Source organism: Paenibacillus sp. NEAU-GSW1, assembly GCF_009737085.1.
Taxonomy (GTDB): Bacteria; Bacillota; Bacilli; order Paenibacillales; family Paenibacillaceae; genus Pristimantibacillus.
The window spans coordinates 1-19,342 of the sequence record NZ_WOVL01000030.1; the positions used below are offsets into that span (position 1 = coordinate 1).

The window sequence follows — 19,342 nt, forward strand, 5'->3', positions numbered from 1 at the left end:
CCCCCTCAAGATGAGATTTCCCAATTCGTAAGACCCCTTGAAGACGACGAGGTTGATAGGCTGGGGGTGGAAGCACAGCAATGTGTGGAGCTGACCAGTACTAATCGGTCGAGGGCTTATCCTAATGGAGCCCCACAAAGTGAAGCGAACGCTTCCGGAGTTAATTCCGATACCTTTGCGGGGACCCCGAACTTGCTAAAGAGTTCAAACATTTCGCATCCAGTTTTCAAGGTACAACCCTTGACCGTTTGGTGGCGATGGCGGAGGGGAACCACGCGTTCCCATACCGAACACGACCGTTAAGCCCTCCAGCGCCGATGGTACTTGGACCGCAGGGTCCTGGGAGAGTAGGACGTCGCCAAGCACGAGAAGCCTGCCGTATGTGATGCGGCAGGTTTTTTGTTGTTCATAGGGTTGAGCGCGCTAACGGTAATGAGCCTTGTATGAACTCCACGCGCTAACGGACACCACAGCCCTTATTCGCTGAAATGGGGGCTTTTGTATGTTTAACGGACACCAGCGCTCTAATTTACTTGAAAACTGACTCGAATGAGCTGAAACTGGGGCAATAGCGTCTCTGATGTCCGTTAGCGGAATAGTGAAGGGGAAACTGAGCGAATAAGGTCTCTCATGTCCGCTAGAGTGCTATCGACGGATTCCCTACAGAAATTGTACCCATTATGCCCAGATCCGTGTACAATCGCATACTATGCAGCCACCTTATCAAGCTTGAACGAACGCAAGTTATCAACAGTTCGGCCACTCTTCCTCAGAGCCATACTCAATTAATCAAGTTTGCAGCGTTTCATTATAATAGCTGCATTGGGCTCTCAATTAACTCATTATACATAGTGGTTTCTACTTAAAGAGTCGATGCATAGTCACTTCCAGCAGCGTACGAACTCAAAGACCACTTACCCATCTAGCTTTATAGTCAATGATTACTCACACATATTAATAAACCACACGCATGCAACGCAAGATCTTCACACTTAGCTGACTCTTACTCATTCAATACCGATCAATTCCACTATGAATCATACTCTTAGGCATTCACCGTCTACAACACTTCATCCCTCTTTATCTTTGACGATCACTCCTTTCATTAATTTACATCAGACATCCCTCTTTCTACACATCAACATCAACATCCACTTCTCCATCCTATCTCGTACTTGCTGTGCATAATCATTCAAACGGCTTCCTTGTCCCTCATTTATAAACAAGTTACACCCGGTTGTGGAGAAGTGTAAAAGGGAAAAAAATAGTGATCACTTGTCGGTAAAAAGCAAAAAAACTTACTAGCATGTGTATAAAAGGGTTGCATCGGTTATTCAGTATAAGCTGTGAATTGTGCATCAAATTTGTGGATTTGTGGATGATTTCAATTGTGTTCGATTGGGTATAAATAACGAGAAACGGCACCATGATAGGTGATACAGGCAATAAAGCGCGATAGTGGACAATCGTCAGAAAATTGCAAATCCATATCTTGACCTTTGCTGATTTTCGCGTATAATGAAATTAAAGTCAAAGAAAGTCAAAGTCAGTTGATGCCGAACCGATAAAAGGACTGTTACAGCCAGCTCTTTTCCCTGGATCTGCTTCAACTGCTCGCAAACTCCCGCCATCGGCAACAAGAAGGGCGTGAGAGGCGTCATTAGCAACACTGGGAGGTTGGTGGTTTGCGTAACATTTCCGATCTCATCGAGCAATATTTGAAGCACATGCTGCAGGACAGCCCGGAAGGCGCTGTTGAAATTCAGCGCAATGAGCTGGCGGATCGATTCTCCTGCGTCCCTTCCCAGATCAATTATGTAATCAGCACCCGGTTCACGCTGGAGAAAGGCTATATAGTTGAAAGCAAGCGGGGAGGCGGCGGGTATATCCGAATCCAAAGGGTAGATTTGCCGGCACTCATAACGATTCAATCGCACATCCATGATACGATAGGCAATTGTGTCGAGCAGAGTGCGGCTGAAGGGCTTATTTATCAGCTTGAAGAGGCAGGCTTAGTTACAAAACGGGAAGGCAATTTGCTCCGAGCAGCGGTAGACCGCGAGACGATCGCCGTGAAGCTCCCGCAGCGGGATGAGATTCGAGCACGCATTTTGCGGGCTATGCTCATATCGCTGCTTGCGAAGTGATCAAGCAGACGAGTGATTTTGAGTACAAGGAGTGACTTTGAACTTCGTCCAAAGTCCTGATGTAAGGAGGGGATGCGGCTTGAATTGCCAAGAATGCGGCAAGAAGCCGGCAACGCTTCATTTTACGAAAATCGTTAACGGTGAGAAAACCGAGTTCCATATTTGCGAAGCTTGCGCCAGAGAACGAGGTGAAGGCATCCCAGGAGCTCCGAATGGTTTTTCCATTCATAATCTGCTCTCGGGACTCCTCGACTTTGATCCTTCCGGCTCCGCACATGGTCACTCAAGCACAGGCTTCAAACAGCAGCAGCCGGTGCGCTGCGAGGAATGCGGTTTAACGTACAGCCAGTTCAGCAAGCTGGGAAGATTCGGCTGCAGCTCATGCTACAAGCATTTTGCAGACCGGCTTGACCCGCTGTTGAAACGAATTCACAGCAATACGGTGCACAGCGGTAAAATTCCGAAAAGAACCGGCAGCCAAATTCAATATAAACGAGAAATCGAACAGCTGCGGCGCGATATGCAGAGCCGAATCGAATATGAAGATTTCGAAAGCGCGGCTCAGCTTCGAGATCGCATTCGCGAGCTTGAACGCAAAATAGTAGACCTTTAGCATATAAGAAAGTACAGCAATAGCAAGGCCGCATGAAGGAGGGTTCCTCTTGACGAAGCATCGTTTCTCACAACAGGCGGTAAGCGATTGGATGAAGGGAGACGGTCCCGAATCCGATATCGTAATCAGCAGCCGCATACGAATTGCTCGAAATTTGCGACAGCAGCCTTTTCCGATGCTGGCGACAAACGAGCAGCTCATAAAGGTGATGGAGCAGTTAACAGAGGTGGAAAGCTCCGGCAAGCTCGATCCGGCAGGCAAGTTTGAAACGATAAGGCTGTCCGAATTAAGCGAGCTTGATCGAAGAGTATTGGTGGAAAAGCATTTAATCAGCCCGAACCTCGCGAATGAATCGCGCAGCGGGGCCGTTATCCTCAGCGACAACGAATCGGTCAGCATAATGATTAACGAAGAGGATCATCTCCGCATTCAATGTTTATATCCGGGCTTTCAAGTGATGGAAGCTTGGACGCTGGCAAACCGGATCGACGACATTTTTGAAGCGGAGACGGATTATGCTTTTGACGAAAGAAAAGGGTATTTAACAAGCTGTCCGACAAACGTCGGAACAGGGATTAGAGCATCGGTCATGATGCATTTGCCGGCGCTCGTACTTACGCAGCAAATTAACCGGATTTTATCGGCGGTTACGCAGGTTGGTCTTGCGGTACGAGGGCTTTATGGGGAAGGCAGCGAAGCGCTTGGCAATCTGTTTCAAATCTCGAACCAAATTACGCTCGGCCAATCCGAAGCGGAAATTATTGAGAATTTGCACGGAGTTGCCAGGCAGATCATCGAGCATGAGAAGGCGGCGCGAACGAGGCTGCTGTCGGAGTCGAAACTGCGCATCGAGGATCGGGTTAAACGGTCGTACGGCATTTTGTCATATGCCTCGATCATGGACTCGAAGGAATCGGCGCAGCGTTTATCCGATGTCAGACTTGGCGTTGATCTCGGATTGCTAGAGGATGTTTCGCCGCAGGTCATGAATGAATTGATTGTGATGACCCAGCCCGGCTTCCTGCAGCAGGCGTTCAACGAAAAGATGAGCGCAGAGCAGAGGGATTGCCGGCGGGCCGAATTAATTCGCAAGCAATTGCGAAGTCAAACCGAGCATGGGGGTGCGTGAATATGATGTTTGGACGTTTTACGGAGCGAGCGCAAAAGGTGCTGGCACTTGCGCAGGAGGAAGCGGTTCGTCTTGGACATAACAATATTGGAACAGAGCATATTTTACTCGGCTTAATTCGGGAGGGCGAAGGCATTGCGGCTAAAGCATTGATCGCTCTCGGCCTTGGCCTTGAGAAAATACAGGATGAAGTGGAAGCTTTAATTGGCCGCGGTCAAGAGCAGCCGACGAACATCGCTTATACGCCGCGCGCGAAAAAAGTGATTGAACTGTCGATGGACGAAGCGAGAAAGCTTGGCCATACGTATGTGGGAACGGAGCATATTTTGCTCGGCCTCATTCGCGAAGGCGAGGGCGTCGCTGCCCGCGTTCTGAACAATCTTGGCATCAGCTTGAACAAAGCGCGTCAGCAAGTACTGCAGCTGCTTGGCAGCAGCGAGGCTGTTTCAAGCAGTCACGGCACGCCGGCGAATGTAAGCACGCCTACGCTTGACGGTCTGGCGCGCGACTTGACGGCATATGCAAAAGAAGGCAATCTCGATCCGGTCATCGGCCGCAGCAAAGAGATCGAGCGTGTCATTCAAGTGCTTAGCCGCCGGACGAAGAACAATCCGGTGCTGATCGGCGAACCTGGCGTTGGTAAAACGGCAATTGCCGAGGGTCTGGCGCAAAAAATTATCGCCAACGAAATTCCCGAGACATTGCGCGACAAACGCGTAATGACGCTCGATATGGGCTCCGTTGTAGCCGGCACGAAATACCGCGGCGAATTCGAAGACCGGTTGAAAAAAATTATGGATGAGATCCGCCAAGCGGGCAACATCATCCTGTTCATCGACGAGCTGCATACGCTCATCGGCGCGGGCGGCGCGGAAGGGGCAATCGACGCCTCCAACATTCTGAAGCCGGCGCTCGCGCGCGGCGAACTGCAGTGCATCGGCGCTACGACGCTTGACGAGTACCGCAAATATATCGAGAAGGACGCCGCGCTGGAGCGTCGTTTCCAACCGATCACAGTCGATCAGCCGTCTCCTGACGAGGCTGTTCAAATACTGATGGGACTGCGCGATCGCTATGAGGCGCATCATCGGGTCAAAATTACGGACGATGCGATTGTGCAAGCGGTGAAGCTGTCCGATCGTTACATTACAGACCGGTTCCTGCCGGATAAAGCGATTGACCTGATCGACGAGGCGGGCTCTAAAGTAAGGCTCAACTCGTATACGGTACCGCCGAATCTGAAGCAGTTGGAAAACCGTCTCGAAGATATCCGCAAAGAGAAGGACGCGGCGGTGCAAAGCCAAGAATTCGAGAAGGCGGCTGCGCTTCGCGATACGGAGCAAAAAATTCGCGAAGAGCTCGACGTAACGAAAAACCAATGGAAAGAAAAACAAGGCCGTACCGATTCCGAGGTAACGCCTGAAGATATCGCGCAAGTTGTCGCAAGCTGGACCGGCATCCCGGTAAGCAAGCTGGCTGAGGAAGAAACCGAGCGTCTGCTCAAAATGGAATCGATTCTTCATGACCGCGTCATCGGCCAGGACGAAGCGGTAAAAGCGGTATCGAGAGCGATCCGCCGCGCTCGCGCAGGTCTTAAAGATCCGAAGCGCCCTATGGGCAGCTTTATCTTCCTTGGACCTACAGGCGTCGGTAAAACCGAGCTCGCCCGCGCGCTTGCTGAAGCGATGTTTGGCGACGAGAATGCAGTTATCCGCATCGATATGTCGGAGTACATGGAGAAGCATTCGACTTCCCGTCTCGTCGGAGCGCCTCCGGGCTACGTCGGCTATGAGGAAGGCGGCCAGTTGACCGAGAAGGTGCGCCGCAAACCATACTCTGTCGTGCTGCTCGATGAAATCGAGAAGGCGCATCCGGAAGTGTTCAACATCCTGCTTCAAGTGCTGGAGGACGGCCGTCTGACCGATTCCAAAGGCCGCGTGGTCGATTTCCGCAACACGCTCATTATCATGACGTCGAATGTTGGCGCGGATCAAATCAAACGCAACTCGTCGCTTGGCTTTACGGCGGTGCAGGATTCGGGACGCGACTTCATCCAAATGAAAGACAAAGTGATGGCAGAGCTGAAGAAAAGCTTCCGTCCAGAGTTCATTAACCGGATTGACGAAACGATTGTGTTCCACTCGCTGGAGCAAGAGCATATCGCTCAAATCGTGACGCTCATGTCCGACGAGCTTCGCAAGCGTCTGCGCGAGCAAGAGGTCGATTTCATCTTGACCGACAGCGCCAAAGCATTCCTCGCGAAGGAAGGCTTCGATCCGCAATACGGCGCTCGTCCGCTGCGCCGCGCGATCCAGAAGCATATCGAAGACCGTCTGTCCGAAGATCTGCTCATGGGTAAAATCAAAAAAGGCGACACGTTCGTTATTGACGAGAAAGACGGCGACCTGACCGTCTCCAAATCGTCGGACGAAGGAACGGCGACGCTGTCCGAAGAACCGGCTGCTAAATAAAAGCTGCCTGAAACCAAGCGTCTCTCCCGCGCAAGCGGGAGGGACGCTTTTTTCGTTGAGGGGTTTATACGTTCGGCATTAAATGGTAAACTTTCAATGAAAGCAGTTGTTAAAAGGAGCCTGTCATGGCAAAAATAAAATCAAAGTTCGTTTGCACCGATTGCGGCACCGAATCTCCGAAATGGCTGGGCAAATGCCCGGGCTGCCATGCGTGGAATACGATGGTCGAGGAGAAAGAAACGGTCGTCAAGACACAGGGCGTCGGTCTTCGAATGGTTCATACGAAAGAAAAGCCGCAATCCATCATACATATAGAAAGCGGGCAGGAACCGCGCATCGAGACGAAGATGCAGGAGCTGAACCGCGTGCTTGGCGGCGGGGTTGTCCCCGGCTCGCTTATACTGGTCGGCGGGGATCCCGGCATCGGCAAATCGACGCTGCTGCTGCAAACGTCGCATGCTATGGCGGCCAAAGGCCTCAAGGTGCTCTATATATCCGGTGAGGAATCGGTGCGCCAAACCCGGTTAAGGGCAGATCGTCTCGGCGCGCTGACGGAAATGCTGTTTGTGCTGTGCGAAACCAACATGGATCATATTAACGATGCGATCGAGTCGATTGAGCCGGATTTTCTCGTCATCGATTCCATTCAGACGGTGTACGATCCGAATGTGCAGTCCGCGCCGGGAAGCGTCGCTCAAGTAAGAGAATGCACGGCGCATTTCATGCGAGTCGCCAAGATTAAAGGCATTGCAACCGTTCTTGTCGGTCATGTAACGAAGGAAGGCGCTATTGCCGGTCCGCGCTTGCTCGAGCACATGGTCGATTGCGTTCTCTATTTCGAAGGCGAACGGCATCATACATACCGGTTGCTGCGGGCGGTAAAAAACCGGTTCGGTTCTACGAACGAAATCGGCATTTTTGAAATGGGCGAAGAGGGGCTTCGGGAAGTATCCAATCCCTCCGAGTTGTTCTTATCGGAGCGTCCGCTCGGCGTATCCGGCTCTACGGTCGTCGCGAGCATGGAAGGGACGCGTCCGGTGCTCGTTGAATTGCAGGCGCTGGTCGCAACGACAAACTTCCCATCGCCGCGGCGCATGTCGACCGGCATCGACCATAACCGGATGGCGCTTATTATAGCGGTGCTGGAGAAACGGATTGGCATGTTTCTTCAAACGCAGGATGCCTATCTGAACGTGGCCGGAGGCGTCAAGCTTGACGAGCCGGCAGTAGACCTTGCTGCGGCGGTATCGTTAGCGTCGAGCTTTCGCGATGCGCCGACAAAGCCATACGATGTTATTTTTGGCGAAATCGGTTTAACAGGCGAAGTGCGCGCCGTATCGCGGGCGGAGCAGCGGGTCAAGGAAGCGGAGAAGCTCGGGTTCAAACGGGTCATTATGCCGGAGAAAAGCCTCAAAGGCTGGAAGCCGCCCGAGAGCATTGAAATTATTGGAGTCAATACGGTGGCGGAAGCATTAAAAGCAGCGTTAGGATAGGGGGGCATACGATGAAAGAACAGAGTCAGCTAGAAATCATGAATCAGCTTTTGCAGCTAGTCGCGCCCGGCACCCCGTTCCGTGAAGGCTTGGAGAACGTTTTGCGGGCGAAGACGGGAGCGCTTCTCGTTGTCGGCTACAGCCCGGAAGTGATGGAGGTTGTGGACGGAGGTTTCTCGATCAACTGCGATTTTTCGCCCAATTACTTATACGAGCTGGCCAAAATGGACGGAGCGATTATTCTGAGCGAGGATATGCGCCGCATTCTGTATGCGAATACACAGCTTATTCCGAACAGCTCGATTCCTTCGACGGAAACGGGCATCCGTCACCGTACGGCGGAACGGGTTGCGAAGCAAACCGGCAAGCTGGTCGTATCGATCTCGCAGCGGCGCAACATTATTACGCTTTATCAAGGCAATTTGCGCTATTCGTTGAAGGAAATGGGCGTTATTCTGACAAAAGCAAACCAGGCGATTCAGACGCTCGAAAAATACCGGGCGGTGCTGAATCAATCGCTCACCAATCTTTCGGCGCTGGAATTCGAGGAGCTTGTTACGCTGCAAGAGGTTGCTCATGTCATGCAGCGCGTTGAGATGGTGCTTCGCGTCAAAATGGAAATTAAGCGCTACGTAACCGAGCTTGGAACCGAGGGGCGTTTGATCGCTATGCAGCTCGAAGAGCTGGTTGACGGCGTCGATGAGGAAGCGTGGTATTTGCTGAAGGATTATGCGAAGGACAGCGCCGACGAGAAAATTCGCGAGCTGCGCATCGCATTAAAGAAGCTGAGCTCCGACGAGCTGCTGGAATCGCAGCCGATTATAAGGCTGCTCGGCTACGCGCATACAGGCTCGATGGCCGAGGAAGCGGTATCGCCGCGCGGTTTCAGGCTGCTCAATCGCATTCCTCGCCTGCCTCTCATGATTATGAACAATCTGATCGAACGCTTTGGCCGTTTGCCGCATGTATTAATGGCGACAATCGAGGAATTGGACGAAGTGGACGGCATCGGCGAAGTTCGCGCAAGGGCGATCAAAGACGGTTTGAAGCGTATCCAAGAGCAGATGTTCATTGACAGACAAATTTAAATTTCATACAATGGGTTGAATGCGTGTCGCTAACTGTTAGTCGATACATTAGCAAACGGTTTTAGGGCATAGTAGAGAAGAGGTGGAACAGATGATCACTAAGTCGATACCGAGCCTTCTCACGGTGGGAAACCTATTCCTCGGAATAGTTGCCATTATATTTGTGTTCAACGATAAGCCAGACAATGCCGCCATGATGGTCATTATCGCCATGCTGCTGGACGGTGTGGACGGCCGCGTTGCTCGGGCATTGAATGTAACCAGCGAATTCGGCAAAGAGCTCGATTCGTTGTCCGATGTGATCTCGTTCGGCGTAGCGCCGGCTTTTATTATGTACGTAGTCGCATTTCAAGAGTTGAATCCGACGATGGCATGGATTATTACCGCATTGTTCCCGATTTGCGGCGCCTTGCGGCTTGCCAGGTTCAATGTCATTACATCTGCGCCCGGATATTTCATCGGTTTGCCGATTCCGGCCGCCGGCGGCGTTGTGGCGACGCTCGCGCTGTTCAAGGATGATATACCGGTATCTGTATTGTTAACAAGCACGCTTGTGCTGTCGCTGCTTATGGTGAGCACAATTCGATATCCGAATTTCAAAAAAATCGGCATTTCCCGCAAAGCGATCTGGCTCGTTCCGGTCGTTATAGCGGTAGCGGTCATTTTGGGCGTGAGTTTCCCGAATCATTTGTCCAAAATTGTTTTTGTACCGCTCTTGCTGTACGCGATTTACGGCTTAAAAAAAAACGTTGATCGCCGTTTAAAGCGGCGAAACCGCAAACGCCATCCGGAAGCAAACGTAACGGAGGACCCGACGCAGTCGGATTCGACGTCGGCATAGGATAAAACGGCCAATCGAAGAAATAGCGCTGCCATGCAGCGCTATTTCTTCGATTAACTGCATATGTGATTGAATAACGCTATGTCATGGCGTTATTTTTATTTTATCGCTTTCTGCTGCACTGCGCCTTTTATCCCAAATGTACCACGACTAAAGAGGGACGATCTTTACAAAAAAAGAAACTTCCCTATCATAATATCGTATACTATATATTGTGTTACCGTTCATAGTTATAATTGAAAAGTGGTTTGACACGCAGAAGAGAGGCATTTATATGATTCAGGATTTTATTGACTACTTAATGGAGTTCGGAACGCTAGGGCTCTTTATTCACTCCTTTATCGACGCGATTATTTTTCCGGTGCCGGCTTTATTTCTGCAAATTCCGCTTAGTCTTATGGACCCGTCCAATGCGTTGTGGCTTGCTACCGCTGGCTTTGTAGCCTGCTTGCTTGGTTCGCCTATCGGCTATTATATCGGCCACTCGCTCGGAAGTACGGTTCTGTACAAAATGTTGAAAAAAGAATGGGTCGACAAAGCGACGGCCATGTTCCAAAAAAACGGCGAGGCCGCCATTATGATCGGCTCGTTTACGCCTATTCCGTTTAAAGTGTTTACGATCTTGTCCGGAACGTTGAAGTTCCCGCTTTGGCGGCTGCTCGTATACGCGGCTATCGGAAGAGCGGCGAAGTTTTACGCGGTCGGCGCGCTGTTCTATATATACGGCAAATCGGCCGAGGGAATGGTCAAGGACGTATCGTTGTATATGTTAGCAATCGGCGTTCCGCTCATCGTGCTGTTTCTATTCGTTCGCAAAAAAATGCGGCAAAAGCGCGCGCGAGTCACTGCTGCAGCATCGCCAGCATCGGGAAGCGAGAAGGCCGACCATACCGAGCAAGCCTAAAATGAATTCGAAATCGCAGATGCGCATAGGCAAACAGCGTCTCCCCGAGCCCGGGAAGACGCTGTTTTTTTGTGCTTATTGATCTATTTACGTTAAATTGAACAATCCAAGCGCTCTGCATTTGTCGTATTCGTCAGCAATGACTTCGTTAAGCTCGATATCCAGCAAATTACACATCGCAGTCATGTAGAAGAGGTTGCGTCCAAGCTCGGCCTTAAGCACGTCGCGGCAATGTTCGCAAACTTGTCCGGAAAGATGGCTTTGCAGCGTTGATTTGGCATTTTCGAGATTCAGCTCTTCCGAGTATTGCTGCTTGCGGGCATTCAATTCGATACAGCCGCAATCGGTTACCGCCTTTGACACCGCGCGATTAACGGATGCGCCTGCTTGCCCGAATTTGGACATGACATCAAGCAAGCTTCGATGACGGAGCAGCAATTCGGATACTTGGTTTTGAAATTGTTCCAGTGTAGGAGCGCTCATCAATTCCACCTCTTTCATCAGCTTCTTCAGAAGTTATCGCTGTTTCTATTATAAGCTTAGCCGCTTGGATTTCAAATTGAAAATTCATTCGGCTTTTGACGGTTAGCAGCTCCATAATTGGAACATAATTGTAATGGAGGTGGGAATGATGGTCAAAAAAATAATTCAAATTATGGGTGTGTTATTCGGCGCGATGGCCGGCAGCGAGGTGCATGGCTGGACAAGCGGGACGACGCTGTGGTCCGAGCCGTCTTTTGGCGTGCTGCAGCGTTCAAGCTCTTATTACATGAATGTGGCGCTCGGAGCGGTCGCAGGTCTTATTCTCGCTACAATGGTCGCGGGCAGAGTCATTCGGTTTTTGCAAAACGGCGCTGAGCAGACGGCTTCGCTGCCAATGAAGGATTTGCTCGCAGGAGCGGGCGGCCTGCTGGCAGGCTTGCTGTTGTCGGTATTGCTCTATCCGGCTGTATCAGGACTTGGCGGACCGGCAATGCTGGCGCCGGCGGCAATGTCGCTATGCTTTGGATATGTAGGCATGAGAATTGCGTTATCGAAAAAAGATGAGCTGGCAGAGGCGGCGGCTTCGCTTCTGGAACGAAAAGCGGCTCCCGAGCCGGAGCAGAGTAGCGGCTTTGAAGAGCATAAGATTTTGGATACGAGCGTCATTATCGACGGGCGTATCGCTGATATTTGCAAAACCGGATTTATCGAAGGAACGCTTGTCATCCCGGAATTTGTGCTGGAGGAGCTGCAGCATATCGCTGATTCGTCCGATTTGCTCAAGCGCAATCGCGGACGGCGCGGTCTCGATATTTTGAACAAAATCCAGAAGGAGCTCGATGTCAGAGTTCTTATCTATGAAGGCGATTTTGAAGAAATTAGCGAGGTCGACAGCAAGCTGGTGAAGCTTGCGAAGGCGCTGCACGGCAAAGTGGTCACGAATGATTTTAACTTGAATAAGGTTTGCGAGCTGCAAGGCGTATCGGTGTTGAACATTAACGATCTGGCCAATGCGGTGAAACCGGTCGTGCTTCCGGGTGAAGAAATTATTGTACAAGTTATTAAAGACGGCAAGGAGCACGGACAAGGGGTAGCTTATCTGGATGACGGCACGATGATCGTCGTCGAGGGCGGCCGCGACTATATCGGCACAACGATGGAGGTGCTCGTAACGAGCGTGCTGCAAACCTCTGCGGGCCGAATGATTTTTGCCAAGCCGAAGCTGTTGGAAAAAGCGCTCTAACCCTGTATAGTAGTAACTAATAAGTTTGTCGCTGTATAGGGAGAGTTGAAGAATGAACCAATGGGGAGTCGTTGTCGTCGCGGCCGGACGCGGATCGCGGATGGGAACGGCGGAAAGCAAGCAATATTTGCCGCTTTGCGGAAAACCGATACTTGTCCACACGCTGGAGCTGTTTCAGGCGATGGATGAAATTGCGGAAATTGTGCTAGTCGTCGGAGAAGGCGATGTGCCGCGCTGCAATGAGCTGGTGCAAGAGCATGGCGCATTGCATAAGGTTACGGCTGTTGTCGCAGGCGGCAGCGAGCGCCAGCATTCGGTGTATGCCGGAGTCAAAGCGATCTCGCCGGATGTAGCATGGGTCATGGTTCATGACGGCGTTCGTCCGCTGGTTGCGGCGGAAGCGGTACGGAACTGCTGCGCAGCGGCGGAACGTACTGGAGCGGCTGTGCTTGCCGTGCCGGTAAAGGATACGATTAAACAGGTCAACGAGTCGGGAGTTATCGTCTCGACGCCTGACCGTCGAAGCTTGTGGGCGATCCAAACGCCGCAAGCTTTTCGTCGTGAATTGCTGGCCGCAGCGCATGAACGCGCTTTGGCGGAAGGTTTTCTCGGCACGGACGACGCGATGGTCGTCGAACGGACCGGCGCCGAAGTCGTCATCGCCGAGGGCGACTACACGAATATAAAAATTACGACGCCCGACGATTTGCCTTGGGCAGCGTTTTTAATGGGGAAGCGGGAGGTTTACAAACATGATTAGAGTAGGACAAGGCTTTGACGTGCATCAATTAACCGAGGGGCGTCCGTGCATTATTGGCGGAGTGACCATTCCATACGAAAAAGGGCTGCTCGGCCATTCCGACGCCGACGTGCTGCTGCATGCGATTACAGACGCTATTCTGGGAGCGCTGGGACTTGGCGATATCGGCAAGCATTTTCCCGATACCGACGCCGCGTTCAAAGATGCGGACAGCTTGAAGCTGCTTGAGCAAGTATGGGCTTTGGCGAAGGAGCGCGGCTACAAGCTGGGCAACGCCGATTCGACGATTATAGCGCAGCGTCCGAAGATGGCGCCGTACATTCCGCAAATGGCGGAAATTATTGCGCGCGCGCTCGAAGCGGACATTACGCAAATTAACGTGAAGGCGACGACGACGGAACAGCTCGGCTTTACCGGCAGAGGCGAAGGCATCGCCGCTCAGTCGGTCGTTTGCTTAATCAAAGCGTAAGGACGGATAACATCAGCGACGCTGAATAAGTCCTTTTTATTTTTATTATTTATTAATAGCATTGAGCCTAGGAGCGGCGGAGAAAAAATGTTGAAACTGGAAGAGCGTAAGCGTTCGCCTTTGTTTTTGGATTTCTACTGCAATCAACGTATAATCATAGAAATCCAAAAACAACAGCGACTGGAAGTTCAACTTTTTTCGCAGCTGCGACCCGGGCTCTAAGCTCCATATCGAAAGGGGTATTTTACAATGACACAAGAAATACGCGTACGTTATGCGCCTTCACCGACGGGCCATCTACATATCGGCAACGCCAGAACGGCATTATTCAATTATTTATTTGCCCGCAACCTGGGCGGCAAGCTCATCATCCGGATTGAAGACACCGACGTTAAACGGAACGTGGCAGGCGGGGAAGAAAGCCAGCTGAAATACTTGAAATGGCTCGGCATGGATTGGGACGAGAGCGTCGACATCGGCGGCGGATACGGTCCGTATCGCCAAACCGAGCGTCTTGATATTTACCGCGAATATTGGCAGGATCTCATTGATCGCGGTCTGGCTTATCGCTGCTACTGCACCGAGGAAGAGCTGGAGCAAGAGCGCGAGGAGCAGACGAGCCGCGGCGAAACGCCTCGCTATTCCGGCCGACACCGGAATTTGACCGAGGAGCAGCGCCAAGCGTTTGAAGCGGAGGGCCGCGTCGCGAGCATCCGTTTCCGCGTGCCGGAGAACCGCACCTATACGTTTGACGATATCGTTAAAGGATCGATCAGCTTTGATACGACGGAAATGGGCGACTTCGTTATCGTCAAAAAAGACGGCATTCCAACCTACAACTTTGCCGTTGTGCTTGACGACTACCTGATGAAAATCAGCCACGTCCTGCGCGGCGAGGACCATATTTCCAATACGCCTCGCCAGCTTATGATTTACGAAGCTTTCGGCTGGGAAGCGCCGCGCTTCGGCCATATGACGCTGATCGTGAACGAAAGCCGCAAAAAGCTGAGCAAGCGCGACGAGTCGATCATTCAATTTATCGAGCAATACGACAATCTCGGCTATTTGCCGGAAGCGCTGTTCAACTTCATCGCGCTGCTCGGCTGGTCGCCGGAGGGCGAGCAAGAAATTTTCACTCGCGAGCAATTGATTGAAGCGTTTAACGCTGAGCGTCTCAGCAAGAGCCCGGCGGTATTCGATACGAATAAATTGACGTGGATGAACAATGAATATTTGAAAAAAACCGAGCTTCCTCGTCTCGTTGACCTGTGCTTGCCGCATTTGCAAAAAGCGGGCCGCGTCGCTGCCGAGCTTGATGCAGACGGCCGCGCATGGGTGGACGCGCTTGTGGCGCTCTATCAGGACAAATTGCGTTACGCAGCGGAAATTGTGCCGCTGACAGAGCTGTTCTTCCGCGAATCGGTTGAAGATGAGGAAGAAGCGGCTGCCGTACTGGCTGAGGAGCAAGTGCCGACTGTATTGGCAGCGTTCCTTGCACTGGTCGAAGCGGGAGAGAAAGCTTTTGACGTAGACGGCATTAAAGAAATGATTAAAGCGGTTCAGAAGGATACGGGCTTCAAAGGCAAGCAGCTGTTCATGCCGATCCGCGCCGCTCTGACCGGACAAACCCACGGTCCTGACTTGAATCAATCGATCGCGCTGCTCGGCAAGGAAACCGTCGTTGCGAGACTGAAGGGCCGCTTAGCGTAAGCTCCGCCGTCAATGAGGGCGAAGCCGTTTCACCTTAGGCAAAGGCACATTGGTCTTGTCACTTTTTTGACGATTGAGTATACTGTTACTACCATACAATTCGATGATTCGATAAGCTGTGAACAGGAGAAGTACGTTTAGCAGGATTTGCAGAGAGGACAACGGTCAATTCGATCCTTGCCGGGATAAGCGGCGGGCGGATTGCAAGCTGCGAGTTGTCTAGTCCGCGGGCGGAAATATGCACCTGGGAGCTTTGCTCCGATCCGAATGCCGATATCACGCCAGTTGCGCTGCATGCGAAGCTGAGCCGGTGCGGCAACGGGGTAGGCGGCAACGTAAGCCTGCGTTAAAGGCGTTGAGATGGACAGTCGGCTTCCGTTTTGCCAGTCAGCCAAGCGTCGCTCGATAAGAGCTCGCAGGTAGGGCAAAGCAGCGCCTGTCCCAAGCAGAGTGGAACCGCGTACGCTACACGCACGCCTCTGCAGCATCGCCATTGCTAGGCAAACGATGCTGCGGGGGCTTTTTTTCATAGATAACAATATTGCTGCCGCAGGTCCGCAAAACGCATGAGCGTGTTGTGAGGGGTTAAAGGGGGTCGAGTTTATGTTTCGCCATTTTCATTCAGATATTACGGCAGTATTCGAGAATGATCCGGCGGCGAGAAGCCGTTTTGAGGTTATTTTCACCTATTCGGGAGTGCATGCGATTTGGGCGCACCGGATTGCGCATGCGTTGTATAACAATAAATGGTACACGCTGGCGCGCATGGTTTCGCAATTCAGCCGGTTTATGACCGGTATTGAAATTCATCCCGGGGCGACGATCGGCAATCGGCTGTTCATCGATCATGGCATGGGGGTCGTAATAGGCGAAACCTGCGAAATCGGCGATGATGTCGTCATCTATCAAGGCGTTACGCTAGGCGGTACCGGCAAAGAAAAAGGGAAGCGGCATCCGACAATTGGCAATAATGTCGTTATCGGCTCGGGAGCCAAAGTATTAGGTTCGTTCACGGTAGGCGATAATTCGAATATCGGGTCGAATGCGGTCGTGCTGCGCGAGGTTCCGGACAACTGCACCGTTGTCGGCAATCCCGGTCGAGTCGTTAAACGGAACGGAGAGCGCGTCGGCGATCGTCTGGACCATAAGCAGCTGCCTGATCCTGTTATTGAAATGTTTCGTGAAATGCAGAAGGAAATTGACGGCCTGAAGTCGGAGCTGGAGAAGTTCCGCGAGCCCGTTGCTGGAGGAGAATTTACCAAATGACCGTTCATATTTATAATACGCTCACCCGTTCCAAGGAAGCGTTCGTATCGCTAGAGCCAGGCAAGGTGAAAATGTATGTATGCGGCCCGACCGTATACGACTACATTCACATCGGCAACGCCCGGCCCGTCATATTTTTTGACGTTGTGCGCCGTTATTTGGAGTATGCGGGTTATGACGTCAATTACATTGTCAACTTTACGGATGTAGACGATAAATTGATCCGCAAAGCGGAGCAAATGGGTACGACTGTACCTGAAGTGGCAGAGAAGTTTATTGCTGCATTCAACGAGGATATCGCCTCGCTTGGCGTGCACAAGGCAACGATGAATCCGCGCGTGACGACGCACATTCCAGAGATTATTGCATTTATCCAGGGTCTTGTGGACAAAGGCTTCGCTTATACAAGCGAAGGGGACGTCTACTACCACACCGGGAAGTTCGAAGAATACGGCAAGCTGTCGCATCAGAATCTCGAGGAGCTGCAGTTCGGCATCCGGATCGAGGTGGGCGACCGCAAAGAAAACCCGCAAGATTTCGTGCTTTGGAAAGGCGCGAAGCCGGGTGAAATTTTCTGGGAAAGCCCTTGGGGACCTGGCCGTCCCGGCTGGCATATCGAATGCTCGGCGATGGCGCGGACTTATCTGGGCGACACGCTGGACATTCACGGCGGCGGGCATGACCTGCAATTCCCGCACCACGAATGCGAAGTGGCGCAATCGGAGGCGCTGACCGGTCATCCGCTGGCCAACTACTGGATGCATAACGGTTATATCCATATCAATAATGAAAAGATGTCCAAATCGCTTGGCAATGGCATTACGGTGCATGAGCTGGTGAAGCGGGTCAAACCGCAAGCGATTCGTTATTTCATGCTGTCAGCCCATTACCGAAGCCCGCTGAACTTTAGCGACGATACGATTGCGCAAGCGGAGAAGAGCGTAGAGCGGATCAGCAACTGCCACACGAACTTGAAGCATATGCTGGCTTCGTTCGGCCCGAATGCGAAAGTCGACGCAGCGCTGCCTGCTGAGCTGGTAAGCAGATTGGCGGCGATCAAAGAGCAATTCGAAGCGAAGATGGGAGACGACTTTAATACGCCGGATGCGATCACAGCCGTATTCGAGCTCGTTGCCGAAGCGAATCAGTTTTTGAATCGCCAGGATGTTTCGGCGGCAGGCACAGCTGCTTTGCTGAAGGAATTGGAAGTCATGGATGCCGTTCTCGGCCTGCTGCCGCAGCAAGCCGGAGGCAGCGAACTGCTGGACGATGAGATCGAGCAATTGATTATCGACCGTACAGAAGCGCGCAAATCGAAAAATTGGGCGAAGGCCGATGAGATTCGCGACCTTCTTACGGCGAAAGGGATTGCGCTTGAAGATACTCCGCAAGGGATTCGCTGGCGCCGCTTATAGAGGTTGGGGGAATAGACATGTTAGATGAACGCGATGACGTTCGAGGGAACAATGAAGCGGGCGAGACGATCGGATTGAACGAGGCGCGGCGGGAAGCCGCGCTTCTGTTCCATACGCCGGCCAAGAAGCCGCAGCTGATCAATCCGGTTGTGCTGGCCTATGTCGGCGATGGCGTATTCGAGCTGATGGTTCGGCAATATCTGGTATCGCTTCCCAATCATAAGTCTCATCATTTGCACCGGGAGGCAACGAAGCTCGTCTCCGCCAAGGCGCAGCGGAAGCTGCTTGAGCGGTGGCAGCCGCTTCTTACCGAGGAAGAGGCCGATATTGTCCGGCGCGGCCGCAATACGAAATCGGGAGCGCCGCCGAAAAACGCCGATCCGGCAGATTACCGTCAGGCAACCGCGTTGGAATGCCTGGTCGGATATTTATATTATGAAGGCCGCATCGCTCGCCTGCAGGAGCTTTTTGCAGTCGTGACAGCTGTTGACGATCATGGAGAACAGATTGCGGAAGCACAAGAAGCACAAGAATAGGAGGATCGAACTGGCATGAGTGAAACGTACAACGAAGAAGAACTGGTTGCAGGCAAGCATCCTGTTATGGAAGCCCTTCGCTCCGGCAGGGAGATCAACAAAATTTGGATTGCGGAAGGCGCGCAAAAAAGCTTAACGCAGCCGATTATAGCCGAAGCGAAAAAGAGCGGCATTGTCGTTCAATTTGTGGACAAGCGCAAGCTGGACAGCATGGCCCCTGGCGTACAGCATCAGGGCGTAGTCGCGCAGGCGGCAGCTTTCGCTTACGCGGAAATCGAGGATTTGCTTGAGCGGGCGAGAAGCCGCGGCGAAACGCCGTTTCTGCTTATTTTGGACGAAATCGAGGATCCGCATAATTTAGGTTCGATTTTGCGGACGGCGGAATGCACAGGCGTTCACGGCGTTATTATTCCGAAGCGCCGCGCGGCGGGCTTAACGGCTACCGTGCTGAAAACGTCAGCAGGCGCTGCGGAGCATGTGCCGGTTGCCCGCGTTACGAATTTGGCGCAAACGATCGAGCGCCTGAAGGAAGAGGGCGTATGGATTGCCGGCACGGACGTCAGCGCGCCTCAAGATGTGTACAAAACGAAGTTTGATCTGCCGCTGGGCATCGTCATTGGCAATGAAGCCAAAGGGATTGGCCGTCTGATAAAAGAGAAATGCGACTTCCTGGTTAAACTGCCGATGCTCGGGCAACTGAACTCGCTTAACGCTTCGGTTGCAGCGGGAGTCTTGATGTACGAAGTCGTCCGGCAGCGCCGGAGTCTGTAACGA

The 19,342-nt window shown here is 52.1% G+C and carries 18 protein-coding genes and 2 rRNA genes; 19 read left to right on the forward strand and 1 reads right to left on the reverse strand.

The window, feature by feature from the left end; all coding sequences use genetic code 11:
- The 10 genes from GOM71_RS19795 to GOM71_RS19840 form a co-directional block, all read left to right on the forward strand.
- Nucleotides 1–124 (forward strand): 23S ribosomal RNA (locus GOM71_RS19795); the annotation flags it as partial.
- Between the two features lie 123 nt (nucleotides 125–247).
- Nucleotides 248–364, forward strand: a 5S ribosomal RNA gene (gene rrf, locus GOM71_RS19800).
- Between the two features lie 1,321 nt (nucleotides 365–1,685).
- Nucleotides 1,686–2,147 carry a CtsR family transcriptional regulator gene (locus GOM71_RS19805; RefSeq protein ID WP_156284195.1) on the forward strand — a complete coding sequence of 154 codons (462 nt, stop codon included), beginning with the start codon at nucleotides 1,686–1,688 and terminating at the stop codon, nucleotides 2,145–2,147.
- A 79-nt stretch (nucleotides 2,148–2,226) separates the two neighbouring features.
- On the forward strand, nucleotides 2,227–2,760 hold the full coding sequence (gene mcsA, locus GOM71_RS19810; protein WP_156284197.1) for a protein-arginine kinase activator protein McsA: 534 nt from the start codon (nucleotides 2,227–2,229) through the stop codon (nucleotides 2,758–2,760).
- Nucleotides 2,761–2,809: 49 nt separating this feature from the next.
- A complete protein-coding gene (mcsB, locus tag GOM71_RS19815; RefSeq protein ID WP_156284199.1) occupies nucleotides 2,810–3,889 on the forward strand; it encodes a protein-arginine kinase McsB in 1,080 nt (359 codons plus the stop codon).
- Between the two features lie 2 nt (nucleotides 3,890–3,891).
- Entirely contained in the window at nucleotides 3,892–6,360 is a 2,469-nt protein-coding gene (gene clpC, locus GOM71_RS19820) for an ATP-dependent protease ATP-binding subunit ClpC (RefSeq protein WP_156284201.1), read from the forward strand.
- 125 nt (nucleotides 6,361–6,485) lie between these two features.
- Nucleotides 6,486–7,853, forward strand: coding sequence for a DNA repair protein RadA (gene radA / locus GOM71_RS19825; RefSeq protein WP_156284203.1), 1,368 nt, complete (start codon nucleotides 6,486–6,488; stop codon nucleotides 7,851–7,853).
- Between the two features lie 11 nt (nucleotides 7,854–7,864).
- Nucleotides 7,865–8,941, forward strand: coding sequence for a DNA integrity scanning diadenylate cyclase DisA (gene disA / locus GOM71_RS19830; RefSeq protein WP_156284205.1), 1,077 nt, complete (start codon nucleotides 7,865–7,867; stop codon nucleotides 8,939–8,941).
- 91 nt (nucleotides 8,942–9,032) lie between these two features.
- A complete protein-coding gene (gene pssA, locus GOM71_RS19835; protein ID WP_156284207.1) occupies nucleotides 9,033–9,782 on the forward strand; it encodes a CDP-diacylglycerol--serine O-phosphatidyltransferase in 750 nt (249 codons plus the stop codon).
- 274 nt (nucleotides 9,783–10,056) lie between these two features.
- On the forward strand, nucleotides 10,057–10,686 hold the full coding sequence (locus tag GOM71_RS19840; RefSeq protein WP_156284209.1) for a YqaA family protein: 630 nt from the start codon (nucleotides 10,057–10,059) through the stop codon (nucleotides 10,684–10,686).
- Between the two features lie 87 nt (nucleotides 10,687–10,773).
- On the opposite strand, the gene GOM71_RS19845 is transcribed toward GOM71_RS19840, so the two are convergent.
- Nucleotides 10,774–11,169: a nucleoside triphosphate pyrophosphohydrolase family protein gene (locus tag GOM71_RS19845; protein WP_156284211.1), complete on the reverse strand. Its 396-nt coding sequence runs from the start codon at nucleotides 11,167–11,169 to the stop codon at nucleotides 10,774–10,776.
- 148 nt (nucleotides 11,170–11,317) lie between these two features.
- Between GOM71_RS19845 and GOM71_RS19850 the strand changes: the two genes are divergently transcribed.
- The 9 genes from GOM71_RS19850 to rlmB all read left to right on the forward strand — a co-directional run bounded on the left by GOM71_RS19850 (nucleotide 11,318) and on the right by rlmB (nucleotide 19,339).
- Nucleotides 11,318–12,412, forward strand: coding sequence for a PIN/TRAM domain-containing protein (locus tag GOM71_RS19850; RefSeq protein ID WP_156284213.1), 1,095 nt, complete (start codon nucleotides 11,318–11,320; stop codon nucleotides 12,410–12,412).
- A 52-nt stretch (nucleotides 12,413–12,464) separates the two neighbouring features.
- A complete protein-coding gene (gene ispD, locus GOM71_RS19855) occupies nucleotides 12,465–13,172 on the forward strand; it encodes a 2-C-methyl-D-erythritol 4-phosphate cytidylyltransferase (protein ID WP_156284215.1) in 708 nt (235 codons plus the stop codon).
- Entirely contained in the window at nucleotides 13,165–13,641 is a 477-nt protein-coding gene (ispF, locus tag GOM71_RS19860) for a 2-C-methyl-D-erythritol 2,4-cyclodiphosphate synthase (protein ID WP_156284217.1), read from the forward strand. Before ispD ends, ispF begins: the two co-directional genes overlap by 8 nt.
- A 249-nt stretch (nucleotides 13,642–13,890) precedes the next feature.
- Nucleotides 13,891–15,351 carry a glutamate--tRNA ligase gene (gene gltX / locus GOM71_RS19865; protein WP_156284219.1) on the forward strand — a complete coding sequence of 487 codons (1,461 nt, stop codon included), beginning with the start codon at nucleotides 13,891–13,893 and terminating at the stop codon, nucleotides 15,349–15,351.
- A 215-nt stretch (nucleotides 15,352–15,566) separates the two neighbouring features.
- A complete protein-coding gene (locus GOM71_RS24760; protein WP_301539652.1) occupies nucleotides 15,567–15,701 on the forward strand; it encodes a hypothetical protein in 135 nt (44 codons plus the stop codon).
- Between the two features lie 253 nt (nucleotides 15,702–15,954).
- On the forward strand, nucleotides 15,955–16,617 hold the full coding sequence (gene cysE, locus GOM71_RS19870) for a serine O-acetyltransferase (RefSeq protein ID WP_156284221.1): 663 nt from the start codon (nucleotides 15,955–15,957) through the stop codon (nucleotides 16,615–16,617).
- Nucleotides 16,614–18,032, forward strand: coding sequence for a cysteine--tRNA ligase (gene cysS, locus GOM71_RS19875; RefSeq protein ID WP_156284223.1), 1,419 nt, complete (start codon nucleotides 16,614–16,616; stop codon nucleotides 18,030–18,032). The genes cysE and cysS overlap by 4 nt, the downstream gene beginning before the upstream one ends.
- A 17-nt stretch (nucleotides 18,033–18,049) precedes the next feature.
- Nucleotides 18,050–18,568, forward strand: coding sequence for a Mini-ribonuclease 3 (locus tag GOM71_RS19880; protein ID WP_253944941.1), 519 nt, complete (start codon nucleotides 18,050–18,052; stop codon nucleotides 18,566–18,568).
- Nucleotides 18,569–18,583: 15 nt separating this feature from the next.
- Nucleotides 18,584–19,339, forward strand: coding sequence for a 23S rRNA (guanosine(2251)-2'-O)-methyltransferase RlmB (rlmB, locus tag GOM71_RS19885; protein ID WP_156284225.1), 756 nt, complete (start codon nucleotides 18,584–18,586; stop codon nucleotides 19,337–19,339).
- Nucleotides 19,340–19,342: the final 3 nt, after the last annotated feature.

Excerpts from the sequence above, each read along its gene's own strand:
- GOM71_RS19850 (WP_156284213.1), top strand. The coding sequence starts at position 11,318 with ATGGTCAAAAAAATAATTCAAATTATGGGTGTGTTATTCGGCGCGATG.
- GOM71_RS19840 (WP_156284209.1), top strand. The coding sequence starts at position 10,057 with ATGATTCAGGATTTTATTGACTACTTAATGGAGTTCGGAACGCTAGGG.
- cysE (WP_156284221.1), top strand. The coding sequence starts at position 15,955 with ATGTTTCGCCATTTTCATTCAGATATTACGGCAGTATTCGAGAATGAT.
- pssA (WP_156284207.1), top strand. The coding sequence starts at position 9,033 with ATGATCACTAAGTCGATACCGAGCCTTCTCACGGTGGGAAACCTATTC.
- GOM71_RS19845 (WP_156284211.1), bottom strand. The coding sequence starts at position 11,169 with ATGAGCGCTCCTACACTGGAACAATTTCAAAACCAAGTATCCGAATTG.
- ispD (WP_156284215.1), top strand. The coding sequence starts at position 12,465 with ATGAACCAATGGGGAGTCGTTGTCGTCGCGGCCGGACGCGGATCGCGG.
- gltX (WP_156284219.1), top strand. The coding sequence starts at position 13,891 with ATGACACAAGAAATACGCGTACGTTATGCGCCTTCACCGACGGGCCAT.
- radA (WP_156284203.1), top strand. The coding sequence starts at position 6,486 with ATGGCAAAAATAAAATCAAAGTTCGTTTGCACCGATTGCGGCACCGAA.
- cysS (WP_156284223.1), top strand. The coding sequence starts at position 16,614 with ATGACCGTTCATATTTATAATACGCTCACCCGTTCCAAGGAAGCGTTC.
- rlmB (WP_156284225.1), top strand. The coding sequence starts at position 18,584 with ATGAGTGAAACGTACAACGAAGAAGAACTGGTTGCAGGCAAGCATCCT.
- ispF (WP_156284217.1), top strand. The coding sequence starts at position 13,165 with ATGATTAGAGTAGGACAAGGCTTTGACGTGCATCAATTAACCGAGGGG.
- clpC (WP_156284201.1), top strand. The coding sequence starts at position 3,892 with ATGATGTTTGGACGTTTTACGGAGCGAGCGCAAAAGGTGCTGGCACTT.
- disA (WP_156284205.1), top strand. The coding sequence starts at position 7,865 with ATGAAAGAACAGAGTCAGCTAGAAATCATGAATCAGCTTTTGCAGCTA.
- GOM71_RS19880 (WP_253944941.1), top strand. The coding sequence starts at position 18,050 with ATGTTAGATGAACGCGATGACGTTCGAGGGAACAATGAAGCGGGCGAG.